The organism is Variovorax sp. VNK109, assembly GCF_049445855.1.
Lineage (GTDB): Bacteria > Pseudomonadota > Gammaproteobacteria > Burkholderiales > Burkholderiaceae_C > JAGOCV01.
In genome coordinates, this window is sequence record NZ_JBMSDV010000002.1 from 139503 (window position 1) to 157951 (window position 18449).

22 protein-coding genes, 1 other RNA gene and 1 riboswitch are annotated in these 18449 nt (G+C 67.2%); of the genes, 14 read left to right on the top strand and 9 right to left on the bottom strand.

Annotation, left to right across the window (positions count from 1 at the left end):
* The first annotated feature begins 6 nt into the window (after nt 1-6).
* The 3 genes from ACO2Q9_RS08180 (at nt 7) to ACO2Q9_RS08190 (ending at nt 1654) form a co-directional block, all read left to right on the top strand.
* Nucleotides 7-315 carry a GNAT family N-acetyltransferase gene (locus ACO2Q9_RS08180; RefSeq protein WP_423310102.1) on the top strand — a complete coding sequence of 103 codons (309 nt, stop codon included), beginning with the start codon at nt 7-9 and terminating at the stop codon, nt 313-315.
* A 74-nt stretch (nt 316-389) separates the two neighbouring features.
* Nucleotides 390-719, top strand: coding sequence for a thioredoxin family protein (locus tag ACO2Q9_RS08185; RefSeq protein ID WP_423310104.1), 330 nt, complete (start codon nt 390-392; stop codon nt 717-719).
* 26 nt (nt 720-745) lie between these two features.
* Nucleotides 746-1654 (top strand): DUF72 domain-containing protein, encoded by a 909-nt coding sequence (locus tag ACO2Q9_RS08190; protein ID WP_423310106.1) that lies wholly within the window; start codon nt 746-748, stop codon nt 1652-1654.
* Between the two features lie 18 nt (nt 1655-1672).
* On the opposite strand, the gene ACO2Q9_RS08195 is transcribed toward ACO2Q9_RS08190, so the two are convergent.
* The 4 genes from ACO2Q9_RS08195 to ACO2Q9_RS08210 form a co-directional block, all read right to left on the bottom strand.
* Complete coding sequence (locus ACO2Q9_RS08195) at nt 1673-2488, bottom strand: sulfite exporter TauE/SafE family protein (RefSeq protein WP_423310108.1); 816 nt, start codon at nt 2486-2488, stop codon at nt 1673-1675.
* A 38-nt stretch (nt 2489-2526) separates the two neighbouring features.
* Nucleotides 2527-2709: non-coding RNA, 6S RNA (ssrS, locus tag ACO2Q9_RS08200), on the bottom strand.
* Between the two features lie 36 nt (nt 2710-2745).
* A complete protein-coding gene (locus ACO2Q9_RS08205; RefSeq protein ID WP_423310110.1) occupies nt 2746-3078 on the bottom strand; it encodes a cell division protein ZapA in 333 nt (110 codons plus the stop codon).
* Nucleotides 3075-3296 (bottom strand): DUF904 domain-containing protein, encoded by a 222-nt coding sequence (locus tag ACO2Q9_RS08210; protein WP_423310112.1) that lies wholly within the window; start codon nt 3294-3296, stop codon nt 3075-3077. The genes ACO2Q9_RS08205 and ACO2Q9_RS08210 overlap by 4 nt, the downstream gene beginning before the upstream one ends.
* A 36-nt stretch (nt 3297-3332) precedes the next feature.
* A riboswitch (cobalamin riboswitch) is annotated at nt 3333-3558 on the top strand.
* 80 nt (nt 3559-3638) lie between these two features.
* Here ACO2Q9_RS08210 and ACO2Q9_RS08215 point away from each other — a divergent pair.
* The 7 genes from ACO2Q9_RS08215 to ACO2Q9_RS08245 all read left to right on the top strand — a co-directional run bounded on the left by ACO2Q9_RS08215 (nt 3639) and on the right by ACO2Q9_RS08245 (nt 11249).
* Nucleotides 3639-5594 (top strand): TonB-dependent receptor, encoded by a 1956-nt coding sequence (locus ACO2Q9_RS08215; RefSeq protein WP_423310114.1) that lies wholly within the window; start codon nt 3639-3641, stop codon nt 5592-5594.
* Between the two features lie 21 nt (nt 5595-5615).
* Nucleotides 5616-6437: an ABC transporter substrate-binding protein gene (locus tag ACO2Q9_RS08220; RefSeq protein WP_423310116.1), complete on the top strand. Its 822-nt coding sequence runs from the start codon at nt 5616-5618 to the stop codon at nt 6435-6437.
* On the top strand, nt 6430-7014 hold the full coding sequence (locus tag ACO2Q9_RS08225; protein ID WP_423310118.1) for a bifunctional adenosylcobinamide kinase/adenosylcobinamide-phosphate guanylyltransferase: 585 nt from the start codon (nt 6430-6432) through the stop codon (nt 7012-7014). The genes ACO2Q9_RS08220 and ACO2Q9_RS08225 overlap by 8 nt, the downstream gene beginning before the upstream one ends.
* A 65-nt stretch (nt 7015-7079) precedes the next feature.
* Entirely contained in the window at nt 7080-7964 is an 885-nt protein-coding gene (locus ACO2Q9_RS08230) for an ABC transporter substrate-binding protein (RefSeq protein WP_423311214.1), read from the top strand.
* Nucleotides 7961-8947, top strand: coding sequence for a FecCD family ABC transporter permease (locus tag ACO2Q9_RS08235; protein WP_423310120.1), 987 nt, complete (start codon nt 7961-7963; stop codon nt 8945-8947). The genes ACO2Q9_RS08230 and ACO2Q9_RS08235 overlap by 4 nt, the downstream gene beginning before the upstream one ends.
* Nucleotides 8944-9756, top strand: coding sequence for an ABC transporter ATP-binding protein (locus ACO2Q9_RS08240; RefSeq protein ID WP_423310122.1), 813 nt, complete (start codon nt 8944-8946; stop codon nt 9754-9756). The genes ACO2Q9_RS08235 and ACO2Q9_RS08240 overlap by 4 nt, the downstream gene beginning before the upstream one ends.
* Nucleotides 9753-11249 carry a cobyric acid synthase gene (locus ACO2Q9_RS08245; protein ID WP_423310124.1) on the top strand — a complete coding sequence of 499 codons (1497 nt, stop codon included), beginning with the start codon at nt 9753-9755 and terminating at the stop codon, nt 11247-11249. Before ACO2Q9_RS08240 ends, ACO2Q9_RS08245 begins: the two co-directional genes overlap by 4 nt.
* Here the strand turns inward: ACO2Q9_RS08245 and ACO2Q9_RS08250 are convergent.
* Both ACO2Q9_RS08250 and ACO2Q9_RS08255 read right to left on the bottom strand, forming a co-directional pair.
* Nucleotides 11242-12699, bottom strand: a complete 1458-nt coding sequence (locus ACO2Q9_RS08250) for a type II toxin-antitoxin system HipA family toxin (protein WP_423310126.1) — start codon at nt 12697-12699, stop codon at nt 11242-11244. The two genes, ACO2Q9_RS08245 and ACO2Q9_RS08250, sit on opposite strands and share 8 nt — an antisense overlap.
* A complete protein-coding gene (locus ACO2Q9_RS08255; protein ID WP_423310129.1) occupies nt 12696-13073 on the bottom strand; it encodes a helix-turn-helix domain-containing protein in 378 nt (125 codons plus the stop codon). The genes ACO2Q9_RS08250 and ACO2Q9_RS08255 overlap by 4 nt, the downstream gene beginning before the upstream one ends.
* 254 nt (nt 13074-13327) lie before the next feature.
* Here ACO2Q9_RS08255 and cobT point away from each other — a divergent pair, with 254 nt between their 5' ends.
* From cobT to ACO2Q9_RS08270, 3 genes are read left to right on the top strand one after another with little or no spacing between them, the layout of a single operon-like run.
* Nucleotides 13328-14410 carry a nicotinate-nucleotide--dimethylbenzimidazole phosphoribosyltransferase gene (cobT, locus tag ACO2Q9_RS08260; protein ID WP_423310131.1) on the top strand — a complete coding sequence of 361 codons (1083 nt, stop codon included), beginning with the start codon at nt 13328-13330 and terminating at the stop codon, nt 14408-14410.
* Nucleotides 14407-15216 carry an adenosylcobinamide-GDP ribazoletransferase gene (locus ACO2Q9_RS08265; protein WP_423310133.1) on the top strand — a complete coding sequence of 270 codons (810 nt, stop codon included), beginning with the start codon at nt 14407-14409 and terminating at the stop codon, nt 15214-15216. The genes cobT and ACO2Q9_RS08265 overlap by 4 nt, the downstream gene beginning before the upstream one ends.
* Nucleotides 15213-15767 (top strand): histidine phosphatase family protein, encoded by a 555-nt coding sequence (locus ACO2Q9_RS08270; RefSeq protein ID WP_423310135.1) that lies wholly within the window; start codon nt 15213-15215, stop codon nt 15765-15767. Before ACO2Q9_RS08265 ends, ACO2Q9_RS08270 begins: the two co-directional genes overlap by 4 nt.
* A 15-nt stretch (nt 15768-15782) precedes the next feature.
* Here the strand turns inward: ACO2Q9_RS08270 and nth are convergent, their stop codons facing one another.
* From nth to ACO2Q9_RS08285, 3 genes are read right to left on the bottom strand one after another with little or no spacing between them, the layout of a single operon-like run.
* Entirely contained in the window at nt 15783-16424 is a 642-nt protein-coding gene (gene nth, locus ACO2Q9_RS08275) for an endonuclease III (RefSeq protein ID WP_423310137.1), read from the bottom strand.
* Between the two features lie 25 nt (nt 16425-16449).
* A complete protein-coding gene (locus ACO2Q9_RS08280; protein ID WP_423310139.1) occupies nt 16450-16917 on the bottom strand; it encodes a DM13 domain-containing protein in 468 nt (155 codons plus the stop codon).
* A gap of 10 nt (nt 16918-16927) precedes the next feature.
* Nucleotides 16928-17155 (bottom strand): GyrI-like domain-containing protein, encoded by a 228-nt coding sequence (locus ACO2Q9_RS08285; protein WP_423310141.1) that lies wholly within the window; start codon nt 17153-17155, stop codon nt 16928-16930.
* An 89-nt stretch (nt 17156-17244) separates the two neighbouring features.
* On the opposite strand from ACO2Q9_RS08285, the gene ACO2Q9_RS08290 reads away from it, so the two are divergent.
* Complete coding sequence (locus ACO2Q9_RS08290) at nt 17245-18444, top strand: PLP-dependent aminotransferase family protein (protein WP_423311216.1); 1200 nt, start codon at nt 17245-17247, stop codon at nt 18442-18444.
* The last annotated feature ends 5 nt before the right edge of the window (nt 18445-18449 follow it).

Genomic DNA, 18449 nt, shown 5'->3' on the forward strand with positions numbered 1-18449 from the left:
GTCCGCATGGCCGACATCACCTTCACCAACAACGCCGAAAAGCATCGCTACGAAATCCATTCCGACGGCCAGCTCGCCGGCTTCTGTGAATACAACGTGCTGACCGACGCGCTGATGTTCACGCACACCGAAGTGCTGCCTGCGTTCGAGGGCCAGGGCTTGGGCTCCAGGCTGGCGAAGCACGTGCTGGACGATGTGCGCGTGCAGGGCAAGCACGTCATTCCCGTGTGCCAGTTCATCGCCGGCTACCTGCGCAAGCATCCGGAATACCAGGATCTGGTGCGGGAAGACATCCGCCGAGCATTCAAGATCTGACATCGAAGATCTGGCGTCAGATCTGTCAGTCCCGTCCTGCATCGCCGCCTGGCCGATCCGGCTAGCATGAAGCCATGAACCACACCTACGCTGCCACCGAACCGCCGCGCGCCGAGATCGACGCGCTCATGGGGCCCACCATCGTCGAATTCGGCGCGCCCTGGTGCCCGCATTGCAAGGCGGTGCAGGCGCCGCTGTCTGCCGCGCTGGACGGGCATGAAGGCGTCCGCCATTACAAGATCGAGGACGGCGCTGGCAAGCCGCTGGGGCGTTCATTCAACGTCAAGCTGTGGCCGACGCTGGTCTTCATGAAGGACGGCGTGGAAGTCTCTCGCCTCGTTCGCGCCACGCAGCAGGCGCCCATCGACGAGGCGGTCGCCCAGATCGATCCTGCGGCGGCCTGATTCGCAGAGCGGGCCGGAACGCACCGATGACGTCTGCACCCCCAAAAGCGAAGCCGACGGCAAAAGCGGGCCGCATCCGCATCGGCATCTCCGGTTGGCGCTACCCGCCCTGGCGTGGGGTGTTCTATCCCGACAAGCTGACGCAGGCGCGTGAACTCGAATACGCCTCGCGCGCGCTGCCGGTCATCGAACTCAACGGTTCGTTTTATTCGCTGCAGACCCCCGAGCGTTATGCGCGCTGGGCAGAGGACACGCCCGCAGGCTTCATGTTCACGGTGAAAGCGCCGCGCTACATCACGCACATCCGTCGCCTGGACGATCCGCTCGAACCCATGGCGAACTTCATGGCCTCGGGTCTGTTCGAGCTCGGGCCGAAGCTGGGTGCCATCCTCTGGCAGTTTCCGCCGGGCATGCGGTTCGACCCGGAAAAATTCGAAACCTTCCTCGCACTGCTGCCGCACACGGCAGCGCAGGCGAAGGCATTGGCGAAGCAGCGCTCGTCGCGCATGCACGGCAAGGAGTCGCTGGAGCCCGGCGCGCGCCAGAAGTTCCGCCACGCGATCGAGGTGCGCAACGACAGCTTCGTCGATCCGGCATTCATTGACATGCTGCGCAAGTACAAGGCCGCGCTCGTCGTGGCCGACACGGGTGGTCGCTGGCCCGAATACGAGGATCTGACGGCTGATTTTGTCTACGTGCGCCTGCACGGCGCGAACGCGCTTTACGAATCGGGCTATGCGGAAAAGCAACTCGACGACTGGGCGCGCCGCATTCGCAGCTGGGCGAAAGGCTCGCAGCACCGGGGTGCGAAGCTCATGTCCACCACGTCAGCGCCGAAGCGCGCAGCGCGCGACGTGTTCTGCTTCTTCGACAATACCGCCAAGATCGCCGCGCCCGCCAACGCGCAGCGACTGCGCGAAAAGCTCAAGGCCTGAACGGGGGAACGCGGCCGCTCAGGAAGTCAGACCCTTCCAGAGCATGTAGGCGGCCAGCACGTACAACACGCTGGCGAACACGCGCTTGAGCTTCTTGACCGGCAGTGCATGCGCTGCCTTCGCGCCGAGCGGCGCGGTGAACACGCTGCACACCGCGATCACTACGAGGCCGGGCAGCCAGATGTAGCCGAACGACGCCGGCGGCAGGTTCTGCACACCCTGGCCCGACACGACATAGCCGGCCACGTTGGCCAGCGCAATCGGCAGACCGAGTGCGGCGGAGGTGGCGACCGCGTTGTGCATGGCGACGTTGCACCATGTCATGAAGGGCACGCTGATGAAGCCGCCGCCCGCGCCCACCAGGCCCGAGATGAAACCGATGCCGCTGCCGGCGCCGATGAGTCCTGCCGTGCCGGGCACTTGCCGTGTGGGCTTGGGCTTCTTGTCCAGGAACATCTGCGTGGCCGAGAAGCCCACGAACAGCGCGAAAAAGATGGCGAGGTAAGAACCCTTGAGCAGCGCGAACACGCCCATGCTGCCGATCAGGCTGCCGATGACGATGCCGGGCGCGAGGCCCTTCACCAGATCCCAGCGGACCGCGCCGCGCTTGTGGTGCGCACGCACGCTGGAGATCGACGTGAAGATGATGGTCGCCATGGACGTGGCGATCGCCATCTTCACCGACAGGCTGGGCTCCACGCCGCGGTTGGACAGGATGATGGTGATGAAGGGCACCATCAGCATGCCGCCACCGATGCCCAGCAGGCCCGCAAGAAAGCCGGTGCCGATGCCGAGCACGGCGAGTTCAACGATGAGCAGGGGTTCGATGGGCATGGGAAACGTACTGCGGGGAATGGATGGAAAGAGGGAGGAGGGTGTCTGCAAGTGCCGCCGGACCGTCATCCTGAACGCAGGGGTTCAGGTGGGCGAGGGCAGCGAGGCTTCGGGTTCATCTGACGCGAGACGATCACGCCCGCTTCGCAATGTACCAAGCCCGGGCTCATAAGAGCATTGGTTCAAGGAAATATAAAGCCCGGCGCGCACTGCAGACGAGCCCATTGTAGACCTGCCCGCCCGAAAAAAGCACGCGCTCAGAGGAGTTGCCCGTCGTCCTGCAGGGTCGAGTCGAGACGCGCGAGCAGGGCTGCGAGCCGTGGATCGTCGGCCTCTTCGCCCTCGGCGTGCGGGCGCGCGGGAATGGTGACTGCCGGGGCGGCGGGACGGTCCCCCGCGTCGGCGGCGATGTTGAGCGCGGCGAGCACGGCAATACGGTCCCGTGCCTTGATGCGCCCGGCGTCGCGGATGCGGCACATGGCCGAATCCACGCGCTCGACCGCGTCGAGCAGTTGCTGTTCGCCGCCTTCGGGGCAGCCCAGCAGGTAGCTCTGGCCCATGATCTGGACTTCGAGTTGCTTCGCGGTCATGAAGAGGCCTCCTTCTGGCTCACTTCGGGCAGGCGTTCGAGCAATGCGTCGACGCGCGAGCGGGCGGCGCTCAGGCGTGATTTCAGGGAGTCGCGCTCCTGCGTGAGGGCCTGCATCTGCTCGACCAGCAAGGCGTTCGTGCGCTGCAGTTCCTCGTGGCGGAGCAGCAGCCGCTCGACGCGCTCGGCGATCTGGTCGATTTGGGAGGAACTGGCCATAAGTGAATGAATTGTAGGGTTTGCAACAGATTCTGAACGTAAAATCGCAGGGTTGGTGCTCGCGGTGTGGCTCTCATGCCGCAGTTCAACGGGAAGCAGGAGGGCTTTTGTCACGGCCTAACCTGCGCTGCCCCCGCAACGGTAAGTGGACCGGCCGCAAGGCCAGCCGTCATCACACCGCCACTGGGCGCCGCAAGGCGCCTGGGAAGGCGATGACGGATGCTCCATCAGCCCGGATACCGGCCAACAAGGTGGGTCCTGTCTGGTTCATCCGGATGGGGCCGTGTCGCCCATGCGCCGGCGGGGAAGCCGGCGAGGGCACTTGTTTGTGTTTCTCAAATCATGACTATCCGCATCCCCCGCGTGCATGGCGCCGTGCGCCTGAGCCGCATGGCCACAGCCTGCGCTGCTGCATGCAGCACGGCCCTGTGCAGCACCGCAGCTTTTTCCCAATCCACCCTGCCTGAAACCGTGGTCACCGCCACGCGCTTCGCCGAGCCCGCGGCTTCGCTGCCGCTGGGCGTGAGCGTGCTCACGGCGCAGGACATCCGCGACTCGGGCGCGACCACGGTGAACGAAGCCGTCATGCGCCTGCTGGGCATCGTGGGCCGCCAGGATTCATATGGCGGCGGCAACTACCAGCTGGATCTGCGCGGTTTCGGCAGCACGGCCGATTCCAACCAGGTCGTCGTCCTCGATGGCGTGCGCCTGAATGAAGGCGACCTGTCCTCGCCGCGCCTGTCGGGCATCGCCATCGACACGGTCGAGCGCATCGAAGTGCTGCGCGGCAGCGGCGCCGTGCTGTACGGCGAAGGCGCCACGGGCGGCGTGATCGTCATCACCACCAAGGCGTCGGCCGGCAAGGAGCGCAGCAACCGCGCGTCCATCTACGCAGGCTTTGGCTCCAACAGCACGCGTGAACTCAGCGCCAACGCCACCGTGGCCGCAGGCGGCTTCTCTCTGGATGTGTCGGGCCAGAAGCGCGAAAGCGACAACCACCGCGACAACTTCCGCTCCGAAACGGACGCGGGCGCTGCGACGGTGCAGTGGGAAGGCAGCAACGTGCGCATCGGCGCGCGCTACGCGCAGGACTCGCTGGACAGCCGCCTTCCCGGTTCGCTGTCTGCGGCGCAGTACGCAGCCAATCCGCAGCAGACCAACACGCCGGGCGACTACGGGCGCATCCGCAACGAACGCACCGGTGTGTTTGCCGAAGCGCAGTTCGGCAGCTGGCAGATCGCTGCTGACGCCGGCAAGCGCGACAAGACGTTGCGCAGCATGAGCGGCTTCGGCCCGTACGACTACAACGTCGACGCCAGCAGCTTCTCCCTGCGCGCCCGCAACGAAGCAAAATTCGGCAGCATGCAGAACACCCTCGTGTTCGGTACCGACTACAACAGCTGGGACCGCACCGTGTTCGGCGCGTTCGGCTCGGTGGCCGAACAGCACTCGCGTGCCTGGTACGTCAAGGACGACATCACGCTGCCGACCGGCACGCGCGTGTCGCTGGGCTACCGCACCGAGCGCTTCGACAAGGAAACGACCGACACCACCGATGTGATCAACGATCGACTGCATGCCTGGGAACTCGGTGTGAGCCAGCCGTTGTCGCAGAACCTCACGCTGTGGGGCCGCATCGGCAAGAGCTACCGCCTGGCGAATGCCGACGAAATGCCGTTCAACGCCGTCGCGCTCGTGCCGCAGACCTCGAAGGACACCGAACTCGGCGCGCGCTGGGCGCAGGCCGGCTACAAGCTCGAAGCGCGCCTGTACCGCAGCGCGCTCGAGAACGAGATCGGCTACGACCCCGCCGGCCTGGGCGTGTTCGGTCCGTTTGGCGCCAACGTGAACTTCGACCCGACGCGCCGCCAGGGCCTGGAGCTCGACGGAAGCTGGGCCGCGACGAAGACGGTCAACCTGCGCGCGAACCTCGCGTGGCGCAATGCCACCTTCCGCAGCGGCCCGTACTCGGGTGCCGACGTGCCGCTGGTGCCACGCCGCACCGCCACGTTGCGTGCCGACTGGACGCCCATCGCCAACCACCGCTTGAGTGGCGGCGTGAACTGGGTATCCTCGCAGCATCCCGATCTGGCGAACCAGTGCTCCATGCCTTCCTACACGACTGCCGACGTCCGCTATGCCTACCAGTGGCAGAACGTGGAATTCTCGCTGGGGGTCGGCAACCTGTTCGACCGCGACTACTACTCGCAGGCCTTCAGTTGCGTTGCCGGCGTCACGAACGGCATCTACCCCGAAGCGGGTCGCACGGTCACGGCGGCTGTGCGCGTGAGCTTCTGACGGAGCACCGGACGGAGCAACATGGGCGCTGCGGACCTCACATCACCCAAGGGTCCGCAGCGCATCGTCTGCCTGACGGAAGAGACAACCGAGTGGCTGTACCTGCTCGGCGAGGAGCGGCGCATCGTGGGCATCTCGGGCTACACGGTGCGCCCGCGCCGCGCACGTGAAGAGAAACCCAAGGTCAGCGCCTTCCTGAGCGCGAAGATCGACAAGATCCTTGCGCTCGAGCCGGACTGCGTGTTCGGCTTCTCCGACCTGCAGGCGGACATTGCCTCGGCGCTCATCCGCCACGGCATCCAGGTGACGGTGTTCAACCAGCGCAGCGTGCAGAGCATTTTCGAGATGTTGTATCAGGTGGCGGCGATGGTGGGGCGGGCCGACGATGGTCTTGCCCGCATCGAGGCCATGCGGCAGGAACTGAATGCCATCGCGCGTTCGGCCGCCGCGTTGTCGCGCCGGCCGCGCATCTTCTTCGAAGAGTGGGACGAACCGCACATCAGCGCGATCGCCTGGGTGTCGGAACTCATGGGGATTGCCGGCGGCGATGACTGCTTCCCCGAACTTGCGCGCGAGCCCTTGGGCAAGAACCGCATCATTGCGGACGGCTCGGAGATCGTGCGCCGCAACCCGGACATCGTCATCGGCTCGTGGTGCGGCAAGAAATTCCGCGCGGAGAAGGTGGCTGCCCGCCCCGGCTGGGAGGCCGTCAATGCCGTGCGCGACAGGCAACTGTTCGAGATCAAGTCGGCCGACATCCTGCAGCCGGGCCCGGCGGCGTTGACCGACGGCGTCCACCAGTTGCATCGCATCGTCAACGAGTGGGCGGAAAAACATGGCTGAGTTGTTGTCCGTCGCGCACGCCGAATTGATCCTGGGCGGGCAGAAGAGCGGCAAGTCGCGCCGCGCCGAACTTCTGGCGCAACGCTGGCTGGCGCAGTCGCCGGCGCACGAAGCGGTGTTGATCGCGACAGCCTTGGCGCACGACGACGAAATGCGCGAGCGCATCGCGCGGCACCGGGCCGACCGTGCCTTGCGGGTACCCGGCATGCGTACGGTGGAAGAGCCCCGTCATCTGTCGGCGACGATCACGGCGCACAGCCGTCCTGGCACCCTGGTCGTGGTGGATTGCCTGACGCTCTGGCTCACGCAGTGGCTGATGCCTGCGGACGACGGCGTGCCGGATGCGCAAGCGCTGCAGCAGGAGTTGCTGGCGCTGTCCACTGCCATCGCCGGTTGCGGGGGGCCGATCGTGCTGGTGAGCAACGAAATCGGCCTGGGCGTGATTCCGCTCGGTCGCGATGTGCGGCGCTTCGTCGATGCCTTGGGCAACCTGAACCAGTCCGTGGCACAGGCCTGCGCGCGCGTGACGCTCATGGCTGCCGGCTGCCCGCTGACCGTCAAGGAGATGGCAGCGTGAAAAGGTGGGGCACGCATGCAGCATCGAGTTCATGGCGTTCGCGGCCTTCATCGCGGTTTTGCGCGGTGTTGCTGTGCGCCTGCGCATGGCTGCCTTCCATCCATGCACAGGCGCGGATCCAGATCACCGATGGCCGCGGCGTGCAGGTCACCCTGCCACGCGCGCCGCAGCGCATCGTCTCGCTGCTGCCGTCGCTCACCGAAACCGTCTGCGAGCTGGGCGCGTGTGACCGGCTCGTTGGCGTGGACGACTATTCCAACTGGCCGGCGCAGGTGCGTACCCTGCCGCACGTGGGGGGGCTGGAAGACGCGAGCGTGGAGCGCATCGTCGCACTCAAGCCCGATGTCGTGCTGCTCGGAACCTCGTCGCGTGTGCTCGGGCGTCTGCAGTCGCTGGGCATTCCGGTGGCGGCGCTGGAGCCGCGCACCCATGCGGACGTGCAGTGGGTGCTGGGCAGGACGGCGGCCCTGCTCGGCCTGGCCGACAGCGCCGCGCAGGCCGAGGCGATCTGGCGGCGCATCGATGCTGGCGTGGATGCGGCGGCACAGTCCGTGCCCGCGGCGTCGCGCGGCACCCGTGTGTATTTCGAAGTGAACAGCGCCCCGTATGCGGCCGGCGAATCGTCCTTCATCGGCCAGACGCTGGCACGGCTGGGCCTTCGCAACATCGTGCCGGCAGCCCTCGGGCCGTTCCCGCAGGTCAATCCCGAGTTCGTCGTCCGTGCGGACCCCGAACTCATCATGGTGTCGGACGTGAAGAGCGTGTCGCTCGATACACGGCCGGGCTGGCCGCGCATCGCCGCCATCCGCTCGGGTCGGGTATGCCGCTTCTCCATGGCGCAGGGCGACGTGCTCGTGAGGCCCGGTCCACGCATGGCCGAAGGCGCGCAGATCATGGCGGATTGCGTGAACGGCAAGCTGAACGCGGCAGCCGGCGGAGTCTCGAAATGACGGCAAGGCGGATGACGCCGTTCCGGCTGGCCGGCGTGCTGCTGGTGTTCACCGCGCTCCTGACCGCGCTCGGCGTGGCCGTGGGCAGCATGGGCTGGGAACCGCCCTGGGGCGCAAGTGCGGTGCCCGGCGCCATCGTGTGGGACATCCGTCTGCCGCGCACGCTCGGTGCCTGGTTCGCAGGTGCGTTGCTGGGCCTGTCGGGTGCGATCGCGCAGGGGCTGTTCCGCAACCCGCTGGCCGACCCGTTCCTGCTGGGCAGCGCGTCGGGCGCGACGCTCGGTGTGGCCGTGCTGCTGGCGTGGCTCGGCGTATCGCCGGCGGCAGCAGGCATCGGCGCGCAGCTGGGCATGACGGGTTTTGCTTTCGCAGGCGCGGCCGGCGCGGTGCTGATCACGCTCACCCTGGCGCAGGGCGTGCAACATACCTTGCGGCTGCTGCTGGCCGGCGTGGTGGTTGGCGTGGTGCTGGGCGCGCTCGCGTCGCTGGTGGCGCTGTGGTCGCCCGACATCCTGCGCGCGATGCAGACCTTCATGCTCGGCACCACGAGTTTTCTCGGCTGGAGCAGCGTGGCGATGACAGCGGTGGCCCTGGCTGTCGCACTCGTCCTCGCGCTGCCGCTGTCGCGCGCGCTCGATGCCCTGAGCCTGGGCGAGACCACCGCGCTCAGTCTCGGCGTGCCGCTGCCCGTGGTGCGTGGCGTTCTCGTGGTGGCACTCGCGCTGTCCACCGGCGCAGCCGTTGCGCACGTGGGGCTGGTGGCCTTCGTCGGCCTGGCCGCGCCGCATCTGGTGCGCACGGCCCTGAAGCCCGCGCACCGCAGCCTGCTGGCGCTCTCCGCAATAACGGGTGGCGCACTTCTGCTGGCAGCCGACGTGCTCGCGCGCTGGCTCATGGCACCGCAGGAACTGCCCGTGGGCATCCTCACGGCCGTGCTGGGCGGTGGCTACCTGCTCGTGCTGATGCACCGGAGGTCTTCATGAGCGCAGCGGGCGGCGCGATCGATTCCGGCGAGGTGATGGTGGCGCAGGGCCTGCGTGTTCGCCTGGGTGATGCCGAGGTGCTGCACGACGTGAGCGTGTCGATGGCGCCTGGACGCTGGACGGCCATCGTCGGCCCCAACGGCGCGGGCAAGACGACGCTGCTGCGGGCGCTCGCGCATGTGTTGCCGGCGCGCCATGTCCTGGCAGGCGGCGTGCGCCTGCAGGGCCGCGACATCGCTACCTGCCCGCGCAGGGAGCGCGCCCGTGTGCTGGGTTGGCTGGGGCAGAACGAGGAAGCCGGCGCCGACTTGCTGGCGTACGACGTCGCGATGCTCGGGCGGTTGCCGCACCAGTCGTGGCTGTCGGTACCCACGGCCGAAGACGCGAGCATCGTCGAGCATGCGATGCGCCTTGCCCATTGTTGGGAATGGCGTCACCGCACCCTTGGCAACCTGTCCGGCGGTGAGCGGCAACGCGTGCTGCTGGCGCGCGCATTGGCAGTGCAGGCGCGCGTGATGCTGATGGACGAGCCGCTCGCCAACCTCGATGCCCCGCACCAGGCCGACTGGCTGGGCATCGTGCGGCAACTGGCGCAGGACGGCTGCACGGTGGTGAGCGTGCTGCATGAACTGGGCATGGCGTTGCAGGCCGACGAGATCGTCGTCATGCGTGCGGGCCGTATCGTGCACCAAGGCGCCAGCGGCGATGCCGCAACGCGCGAGGCGATGGTCGAGGTATTCGACGGCCGCATCGGCATCCACGAGGTGGCGGGGCAGTGGGCCGTGGTGCCCGTGGTCGCGCGCGCATGAACCTGCCTGCCAAACGCGCCCGGGCTGTCATGGTGCTCGGCACCACCAGCGGCGCGGGCAAGAGCTGGCTGGCCACGGCCCTGTGCCGCTGGTATGCGCGACAGGGTCTGAAGGTCGCGCCGTTCAAGGCGCAGAACATGAGCAACAACGCGCGCGTCGTCGCCGGCATGGATGGTTGTGAAGGCGAGATCGGCAGCGCGCAGTACTTCCAGTCGCTGGCCGCACGCGCAGAACCGCACGTCCGCATGAATCCATTGCTGCTCAAGCCCGAGGCAGACACCCGCAGCCAGGTGGTCCTGCTCGGCAGGGTGGATGAAGCGCTCTCGCGCGCGCCCTGGCACGAGCGCAGCGAACGGGTGTGGCCTGCCGTGCGCGACGCGCTCGATGCGTTGATGGCGGACAACGATGTCGTCGTCATCGAAGGCGCCGGTTCGCCGGCCGAGATCAACCTGCAGGCCAGCGACATCGTCAACATGCGCGTGGCGCAACACACCAAGGCGGCCTGCCTGCTGGTGACGGACATCGACCGTGGCGGCGCCTTCGCGCACCTATTCGGAACGTGGTCGCTGCTGCCGCCTGAAGACCGCGCGCTGCTGCGCGGCTTCGTGCTCAACAAGTTCCGTGGTGACGCGGCCCTGCTCGAACCCGCGCCGCGGATGCTCCAGGAGATGACCGGTGTTCCGACGGTGGCAACGCTGCCCATGTGGTGGCAGCATGGTCTGCCCGAGGAAGATGGCGTGTTCGACGACCGCTCGCGCAGCACCGGGGCTGTAATGACGACCATTGCCGTGATCGCATATCCGCGCATCAGCAACCTCGACGAGTTCCAGCCGCTCAAGAACGTGCCCGGCGTGCGACTCGTGTGGGTGCGCACGCCGGCCGATTGCGCCGGTGCGGACTGGCTCATCCTGCCCGGTTCCAAGCACACCGGCAGCGATCTCGCCTGGCTGCGCGCGCAAGGGCTGGATGCGGCCGTCGCTGCGCATGCCGCAAACGGCAGGCGAGTGCTCGGCATCTGCGGCGGCCTGCAGATGCTGGGCGAAGCGCTGATCGACACCGAAGGCATCGACGGCAACGGGCCGGGGCTCGGGCTGCTGCCGCTGGTGACAGCCTTCGCACGCGAGAAGACCGTCCTGCGTTCGCAGGCGCGCTTCGGCGATGTGCGGGGCGAGTGGCAAGCGCTCGCCGGTCTCGACGTGCGCGGCTATGAAATCCACCACGGACAAACAGTGCAGCACGCCGCCATGGCGAATGCGGGCGACATGGCGCAACCGGTCGTGTCGAACACCTCGGACGGCGCGCAGATCCTCGGCTGGCAAAACGGGCAGGGCAACGTGCTCGGCGTGTACCTGCATGGCCTGTTCGAAGACCCCGCAGTGATGCAGGCACTTTTCGGCGCCGGGTCTCGCACGCTCGACGCAGTGTTCGATGGGCTTGCCGACTACATCGACACGCACTTCGTGCCTGGCGTGCTGGAAGATTTGCTCAAGTAGCGCGCGCCGCTTCAGGCTGCGTCACTTCACCGCCGGATCGCCACTCATCTGCCAACTGCGGATTGCGCCCCAGCACCTGGCGCGTGAGCACGTGGCGGCCCACGCGTTCGAGCAGCGTGCTTTTCTGCTGCGGCGTGAGTGCCGAGGCACGGATGAGCGACGCCCAGGTCTTGGCGGCGGTAAGTACGGTCTGCCGCACGATGGCGCTGGCCGGCCCGGGCGCGATGCCCAGCGTGCGGCAGAAGTCGCGGGCCATCACGGGTGAGAGCAGTGAGGGTGGCTCACCGCCGGCATGGCTGGGCGCGATGTGCGCCGGCATCAGCCGCAGCGCGTGCCCGGCCTTCACGCCGTACAGGCACAGGGCCACGACGTCGTAAGCCGGCGAGAGTTCGGCCGTGCGGCCGTCGCGATAGATCAGGCCGATGTTCTTGAGGTGCGCATCGGCGTTGCCGATGAGCTCGTTCACCACCAGGCGGCGCAGCAGTTCATGGACGGCCGGTTCGCCGCAGGCGGGCAGGGCGAGCAACACTGCGGCAATTTCGGCGTAGCTGCGGCTGTATTTGTCTTCGGGCGGCACGCTCAGCACCTGTGCGAAGTCCTCGCACATCACGCGGGCCTGCAGGCCGCCGCCGGGTGCCCGGTCGAAGCGCTCGACTGCGAGGAAGTGCTGCTGCGCCTCGTCGCCCAGGTCGTAGCGATGCGGCTCCATCAGCTGCGACAGCGGCACGAGCGAATGCGCGCAGGTGTTCACGCCCACGGCGCGTGCCATGCGCAAGGAGAGGTCTTCGACCTCGGGCATGCGCGGGTAGCCCACGGCGGGAAGCTTGGCGATGACATGCGTGTCCGGTGCGTCCTGCGTGCCCGGAGCGCCTGTCGTGCGGTGGATCTTCGTCCGCCCGACATACCTGCCGTTCGCGTCGCGCAGCACGGCCAGTTTCGGCTGCACGCCCGAGAGCGACACGGCACCCTGGAACGGCGCTGCGCCCACGCTCATTTCCAGCGCGTCCTGTTCCTGTGTGACGAGGCGGGCCAGCGTGGCGCGGTCCACGTCTTCCCAGCGCGCGGTCACTGCGCCGGGCAGATCCAGCCCGCAGGCGGCAAGCATGCGGAAGTGGTCATCGGGCGCGCAACCGGCTTCCTGTGCGACGTGATCGCGGAACACGCCTTCGGGCAGCAGGTTCTGGAAGAACGAGGGCAACTGCCAGTCGCCCTTGCGGCCGGCGACACCGTTGAAGCGCGCATCCAGCACGTTGAGCAGCAGCGCGCGCTGCTGCTCGGGTTGCGCGGCCACGAAAGACTGGGAGAGGACTGGTGCGGTGCCCGGCCGCGCGGCCGCCCAGGTTTCGTCCGCAACAAAGCGCATCACCGGCGCCGCGCCTTCCGGCGCATAGCGGAACAGGATGCCCACGCGCACCTCGTGCACGCGGATGACGAGCACCTCGACGTTCATGGCTTCTCGCCGCGCGGCGTGCCGGGCTCGAGCGGGCGTAGCCGCTCCAGTGCGGCACCGACAAGACTGGGCGCTGCAGCGGTCGCGACGACCGTGGCGGCAGGTGTGGTGGATGCTGCGGCGTGCGATGGCTGCGCCTGCAGGGCCGGCGCCAGACCGCGCGGCACGAGGGCGACGTCCATGTCCAGTGCCTGCGCGATTGCGAGCAGGTTCGACACCTTGAAGTCCGACGTGCCCTCCAGGATTTTTTGCAACGACTGGTAGGACAGGCCCGTGCTGCTGACCAGATCGCCCCGGCTGCGACGCAGGCGCAGCCGCTGCGCCTCCAGCGCCGTGGCCAGCTCGACATGGGTCGTGGATAAGGTGTCGGTCATTTCAATCAAAATTTGAATAGACGAAGAATTCAAATCGAAGTTGAATGGAATTCTAGTGCTGATGACCTTATTTGTACAAGTAGGATTGAAATGACAAAGAAATTCAAATCAAAGTTTGAATTCAAGACGAATATCAAGAGAATAGGGAGCCAGCCGACTGCAAAAGACGACGGTCGCTAGCTCTTCGCGCAGAAAAACAGTCCGGGTGCACGTCGTAACGCAATTGAAGAAGCACTCTGGCAACATCGGCGTCCATGAGCCTGCAAGACATCACCGACGCTGCCCTCGCGCAGCGCCTGCAGCACAAGCTGGACAACAAGACCAAACCCGTCGGCTCGCTGGGCCGGCTGGAATCCCTGGCTGCGCAGATCGGCCTGATCCTCGGCACGGAATCGCCCGAACTCCTGCAGCCGCAGATGCTGGTGTGCGCGGGCGACCATGGCCTGACCGCGCGCGGCATTTCCGCGTACCCGAGCGACGTGACGTGGCAGATGGTGGAGAACTTCCTGGCCGGCGGGGCCGCCGTGAGCGTGCTCGCGCGCCAGCACGACATCGCGCTCAACGTGGTGGACTGCGGCGTGCGGCACGACTTCGCGCCACGGCCCGGGCTGCTCTTGCGCAAGGTGGCGCACGGCACGGCGGACTCGCTGGACGGCCCGGCCATGACGCCTGTGCAGCGCGACGAAGCCATCGCCAACGGCCGCGAAATCGTGCGCGGTCTGCCGGGCAACGCGCTGCTGCTGGGCGAGATGGGCATCGGCAATACGTCGGCGGCGTCGCTGCTGCTGGCGCGGCTGACCGGGCATCCCATCGCCGAATGCACAGGGGCAGGCACGGGGCTCGGCGGTGAAGCGCTCGCGCGCAAGGTGGACGTACTGCAGCAGGTGCTCGCGTTCCACGAGCAGGCCACGCAACCGCTGGAAGTGCTGGCAGCCTTCGGTGGGTTCGAGATCGCCACACTGGTCGGCGCGGTGTTGCAGGCGGCCGAAGAGCGGCGCGTGATCGTGGTGGACGGTTTCATCGCCAGCAGCGCCGTGCTGGTGGCGCAGGCGCTGGAGCCCTTCGTCACGCAGCGCTGTGTGTTCTCGCACCGCTCCGGCGAGTGCGGGCACGGTTTGATGCTGCGCCATCTCGGCGCGTCGGCGCAGCAGCCTGCGCGCGCGCTGCTGGACATGTCGCTGCGGCTGGGTGAAGGTTCGGGCGCTGCGCTGGCCTGGCCCCTGCTGGTGTCGGCCTGCGCACTGCTGCGCGAGATGGCGAGCTTCGAATCGGCCGGCGTGTCCGGCAAGGCCGACCTTGTTGCGGGCGTCGGGGACATCACCGAGGCCACGGCATGAACGGGCTGCGCCATTACCTGCTGGCCGTGCAGTACTTCACCCGGATCCCCGTGACCGGTGCGGTGGCCGCATGGGTCGGTTACAGCCCGCAGATGCTGCGCGCGAGCGCGGCGCACTTCCCCGGCGTCGGTCTGCTGGTCGGGCTGATGGCAGCGTTCGCGTATGGCGTCGTCATGTGGGCGTTGCCACAGAACGCACACGCGGGTGGATATGCCGCGCTGGTGGCGGCCGTGCTGTCTACCGGCTTCACTGTGTTCATGACGGGCGCATTCCACGAAGACGGCCTCGCCGACGTGGCCGACGGCCTGGGCGGCAGCGCCGAGCGGCAGCGCGCGCTCGAGATCATGAAGGACTCGCGTGTGGGCGCGTTCGGCGCGATCGCCGTGGCGCTCATGCTGATGGCCAAGGTGGCGTTGCTCGGGCTGCTGGGCAGCATCGACGTCGCGCTGGCCTGTGCGGGCCTGCTCGCTGCGCACGTGGCGTCGAGGGCATTCCCTTTGCTGCTGGTGCGTGCGTTGCCGCATGTGGGCGACGAAGGCGCGTCCAAATCGAAACCGGTGGCCGACCAGATCGGCAACACCGCATTGCTCGCGGCCTCTGCCTGGCTGGCGGCAGGGCTCGGGCTCGCATGCCTGTTCATCGACGGCATGCAGGTGCTGGCTGGCGTGGCGTTCGCCGGCCTCGCGTGGCTGTGGATGTGGCGTCTGTTCTCAAGGCGGCTGCAGGGCTTCACCGGCGATTGCCTCGGCGCAACACAACAGGCCTGCGAAGTCGCGTTCTATTTCGGACTGGCGGTGGCGGCATGAAGCTCTGGCTTGTGCGTCACTCGCTGCCGCTGATTTCGCCCGGCACCTGCTACGGCTCCATCGACGTGCCTGCCGACGAGGCCGCAACCGCACGCCAGGCCCGCGCGCTTGCTGTCGTGCTGCCGAAGGATCTTCCCGTCATCAGCTCGCCGCTGCGGCGTTGCCGCCAACTGGGCGAGACCTTGTCCGGCCTGCGCCCGGACCTGCAGCCCAGCGCCGACCCGCGCCTGGCCGAAATGAGTTTCGGCAGCTGGGAAGGTCAGCGCTGGGACGACATCTCGCAGAGGGAATACAACACCTGGCTTGCCAACTTTGCGACGCACCGCGTGGGCGGCGGCGAGTCCGTGCGCGAATTCATGCGCCGCGTGAGCAACGCGATGGTGGACACGCTCGCCACCGCCAATGCGCTCGGCGAGGCGGTGTGGATCACGCACGCCGGTGTGATCCGCGCGGTGACGCTGCTCGCCTCGGGCGTGAGCGACGTCACCCGTGCCGGCCAGTGGCCGCGCCAGGCGCCGGCCTGTGGCGAGTGGTGTGAAATCTGGCTCTGAGCCTCTCCTGAAGTTTCAGTCGGGCCGCAGCGTCTTCGGCGTGAAGTCGCAACAAGTCGCCACGGCGCATTCCCAGCACAGCGGCTTGCGCGCCTGGCACACATAGCGCCCGTGCAGGATGAGCCAGTGGTGCGCGTCCACCATGTACTCGGCAGGAATGCGTTCGAGCAGCTTCATTTCCACTTCGTACGGATTCTTGCCGGGCGCGAGGCCCGTGCGGTTGCCGACGCGGAAGATGTGCGTGTCCACCGCCATCGTCGGTTCGCCGAAGGCGACATTCAGCACCACGTTCGCCGTCTTGCGGCCGACACCGGGCAGGGCTTCGAGTTCCTCGCGCGTGCGCGGCACCTCGCCACCGTGCCGCTCCACGAGGATGCGGCATGTCTCCATCAGGTGCTTTGCCTTGCTGCGGAACAGGCCGATGGTCTTGATGTAACCCTCCAGCCCTTCGAGCCCGAGGTCGAGGATGGCCTGCGGCGTATTCGCCACCGGAAAAAGCTTGCGCGTCGCCTTGTTCACCCCCACGTCGGTGGCTTGCGCCGACAGCAGCACCGCGCTGAGCAGTTCGAACACGCTGGTGTATTCGAGCTCGGTATTGGGCTGGGGGTTGGCGGCCTCGAGGGCTGCGAAAAAGGGTTCGATAGCGGCGGCTTTCATGGCCGCGATTATCGAGGGCGGAAGCTTATCGGTACTTCGCCGCCGTGATGAACTGGCTGAACGTCTCGCACCAGACGATGACGCTGGTGAACTGTGCCGGGTCCACGCCGGGCGGCACAGGCACGACGAAGTTCTCGAAGGTCTTCACGTCGCCAACGCGTTGCATGCGGCTCTTGAGGCGCTTGAAGTCGTCTTCGGTTTCCACGAACTCGGGGGAGAGGTAGAGCTTGTAGTCCGGGCCCGGGGCCAGCTTGCCTGTGAAGCCGATGGCCTGCGCGCCGACGGTGACGGTGCCTTCGCCCCAATGGAGCGCGTCGCTGTCTTTCAGGTCGCGGCGGAACTGCGCGGTCCATCGCACTTCGCCGGTCTGCGCGGCCACCTGGGCTTGCGCGGGCGCTTCGGGCGCGATGAGGATGGGCAGCATGTAGATGCCCAGCGCGAAGCCCACGCCCAATGCGGCGATGTGCGTGGCAACGAGCAGGAGGCGCTTCATGTCTGCATTCTCAGGCCTGCGCGGCGACCGGCACGCAGAGCCAGCATGAGAAAGCGCCGGTGGCCGGGTCATCGAGGCTCAGACCGTAAGTGTCGCGGCGCGGTTGCGTGAGCCCGCGCGAGGCACACCAGCCCATGAAACGTTCCCACGTATGCGCAATACCGGGCGTGCCGTAGGGCCCGGTGCGCCGCATATAAGCCAGACGCATGGCCGGCAAAGTTTTCGTCTCGATCTTCATGCTTGCCCCCAGGGTACGGCGCGCCGCACGCGGCGCGCTAACATCGCTAGGCTAACACCCCTCCAGGACTTCCTGCTTCCACCATGCCGATCCAATTCGCAGACCGCCTGAACAACGTCGAAACCTCCGCCATCCGTGAGCTCTTCAAGCTGCTGGGCAAGCCCGGCATCATCAGCTTCGCGGGCGGTTTTCCTGATAGCGCGATGTTCGATGTCGCAGGCATCAAGGAAGCCAGCGACAAGGCGCTGACGGACGAGCCCGGCGCTGCGCTGCAGTACGGCGCGACCGAAGGCTACAACCCGCTGCGTGAACAGCTGGCCGCCTTCATGGCCAGCAAGGGCGCGAAGGATGTGACGCCCGAAGGCCTGATCGTCACCACCGGCAGCCAGCAGGCGCTCGACCTGCTGGGCAAGACGCTCATCAGCCCCGGCGACAAGGTCATCGTCGAAGGCCCGACCTTCCTCGCCACCATCCAGTGCTTCCGCCTGTATGGCGCGCAACTCATCAGCGCGCCGGTCGACGGCAACGGCGTCGATACCGACCAGCTGGAGCAGCTCATCGCCGAGCACAAGCCCAAGTTCGTCTATCTCATCCCCACCTTCGGCAACCCGAGCGGCGCACTGCTGAACCTCGAGCGGCGCAGGAAGGTGCTCGAGATGGCCGTGAAGCACCAGACGCTGATCGTCGAGGACGACCCGTACGGCGACCTGTACTTCGGCGACGCCCCGCCGCCCAGCATCCTCGCGCTGAGCGCCCAGGTGCCCGGCAGCCGCGAGTACCTCGTGCACTGCGGCAGCATGAGCAAGGTGCTGTCGCCCGGTCTGCGCGTGGGCTGGATGATCGCCCCCGCCGAGTTGCTGGCCAAGGCGACGATGTGCAAGCAGTTCAGCGACGCGCACACCAGCACCTTCGCGCAAGCCACCGCCGCGCAATACCTCAAGGCCGGCCGCATGCCCGCGACGCTGGCACGCGTGCGCAAGGTCTATGCGGAACGCGCACAGGCCATGGGCGGTGCGCTCAAGAAGGAATTGGGCGACGCCATCAGCTTCGTGCAGCCGCAGGGCGGCCTGTTCTTCTGGGCCAGCCTCACGGGTGCAGGCGGCAAGGTGAAGGACGGCAACGAGTTCGCCAAGACCGCCATCGAGAAGGGCGTGGCCTTCGTGCCGGGCACGCCGTTCTACGCCGTCAACCCCGACCATTCCACGCTGCGCCTGTCATTCGCAACAGCCGATGTCGCGAAGATCGAAGAGGGTGTGGGCCGGCTCGGGCAGGCGATGTCGCGTGCCTGATCCCA

What these genes read in the sequence shown, in the direction of transcription:
- ACO2Q9_RS08215 (WP_423310114.1), top strand. Translation starts at nt 3,639, where the DNA reads ATGACTATCCGCATCCCCCGCGTGCATGGCGCCGTGCGCCTGAGCCGC.
- ACO2Q9_RS08225 (WP_423310118.1), top strand. Translation starts at nt 6,430, where the DNA reads ATGGCTGAGTTGTTGTCCGTCGCGCACGCCGAATTGATCCTGGGCGGG.
- cobT (WP_423310131.1), top strand. Translation starts at nt 13,328, where the DNA reads ATGAGCCTGCAAGACATCACCGACGCTGCCCTCGCGCAGCGCCTGCAG.
- ACO2Q9_RS08195 (WP_423310108.1), bottom strand. Translation starts at nt 2,488, where the DNA reads ATGCCCATCGAACCCCTGCTCATCGTTGAACTCGCCGTGCTCGGCATC.
- ACO2Q9_RS08235 (WP_423310120.1), top strand. Translation starts at nt 7,961, where the DNA reads ATGACGGCAAGGCGGATGACGCCGTTCCGGCTGGCCGGCGTGCTGCTG.
- nth (WP_423310137.1), bottom strand. Translation starts at nt 16,424, where the DNA reads ATGAAAGCCGCCGCTATCGAACCCTTTTTCGCAGCCCTCGAGGCCGCC.
- ACO2Q9_RS08270 (WP_423310135.1), top strand. Translation starts at nt 15,213, where the DNA reads ATGAAGCTCTGGCTTGTGCGTCACTCGCTGCCGCTGATTTCGCCCGGC.
- ACO2Q9_RS08185 (WP_423310104.1), top strand. Translation starts at nt 390, where the DNA reads ATGAACCACACCTACGCTGCCACCGAACCGCCGCGCGCCGAGATCGAC.
- ACO2Q9_RS08190 (WP_423310106.1), top strand. Translation starts at nt 746, where the DNA reads ATGACGTCTGCACCCCCAAAAGCGAAGCCGACGGCAAAAGCGGGCCGC.
- ACO2Q9_RS08240 (WP_423310122.1), top strand. Translation starts at nt 8,944, where the DNA reads ATGAGCGCAGCGGGCGGCGCGATCGATTCCGGCGAGGTGATGGTGGCG.
- ACO2Q9_RS08255 (WP_423310129.1), bottom strand. Translation starts at nt 13,073, where the DNA reads ATGACCGACACCTTATCCACGACCCATGTCGAGCTGGCCACGGCGCTG.
- ACO2Q9_RS08280 (WP_423310139.1), bottom strand. Translation starts at nt 16,917, where the DNA reads ATGAAGCGCCTCCTGCTCGTTGCCACGCACATCGCCGCATTGGGCGTG.
- ACO2Q9_RS08220 (WP_423310116.1), top strand. Translation starts at nt 5,616, where the DNA reads ATGGGCGCTGCGGACCTCACATCACCCAAGGGTCCGCAGCGCATCGTC.
- ACO2Q9_RS08180 (WP_423310102.1), top strand. Translation starts at nt 7, where the DNA reads ATGGCCGACATCACCTTCACCAACAACGCCGAAAAGCATCGCTACGAA.
- ACO2Q9_RS08285 (WP_423310141.1), bottom strand. Translation starts at nt 17,155, where the DNA reads ATGAAGATCGAGACGAAAACTTTGCCGGCCATGCGTCTGGCTTATATG.
- ACO2Q9_RS08250 (WP_423310126.1), bottom strand. Translation starts at nt 12,699, where the DNA reads ATGAACGTCGAGGTGCTCGTCATCCGCGTGCACGAGGTGCGCGTGGGC.
- ACO2Q9_RS08245 (WP_423310124.1), top strand. Translation starts at nt 9,753, where the DNA reads ATGAACCTGCCTGCCAAACGCGCCCGGGCTGTCATGGTGCTCGGCACC.
- ACO2Q9_RS08265 (WP_423310133.1), top strand. Translation starts at nt 14,407, where the DNA reads ATGAACGGGCTGCGCCATTACCTGCTGGCCGTGCAGTACTTCACCCGG.
- ACO2Q9_RS08210 (WP_423310112.1), bottom strand. Translation starts at nt 3,296, where the DNA reads ATGGCCAGTTCCTCCCAAATCGACCAGATCGCCGAGCGCGTCGAGCGG.
- ACO2Q9_RS08205 (WP_423310110.1), bottom strand. Translation starts at nt 3,078, where the DNA reads ATGACCGCGAAGCAACTCGAAGTCCAGATCATGGGCCAGAGCTACCTG.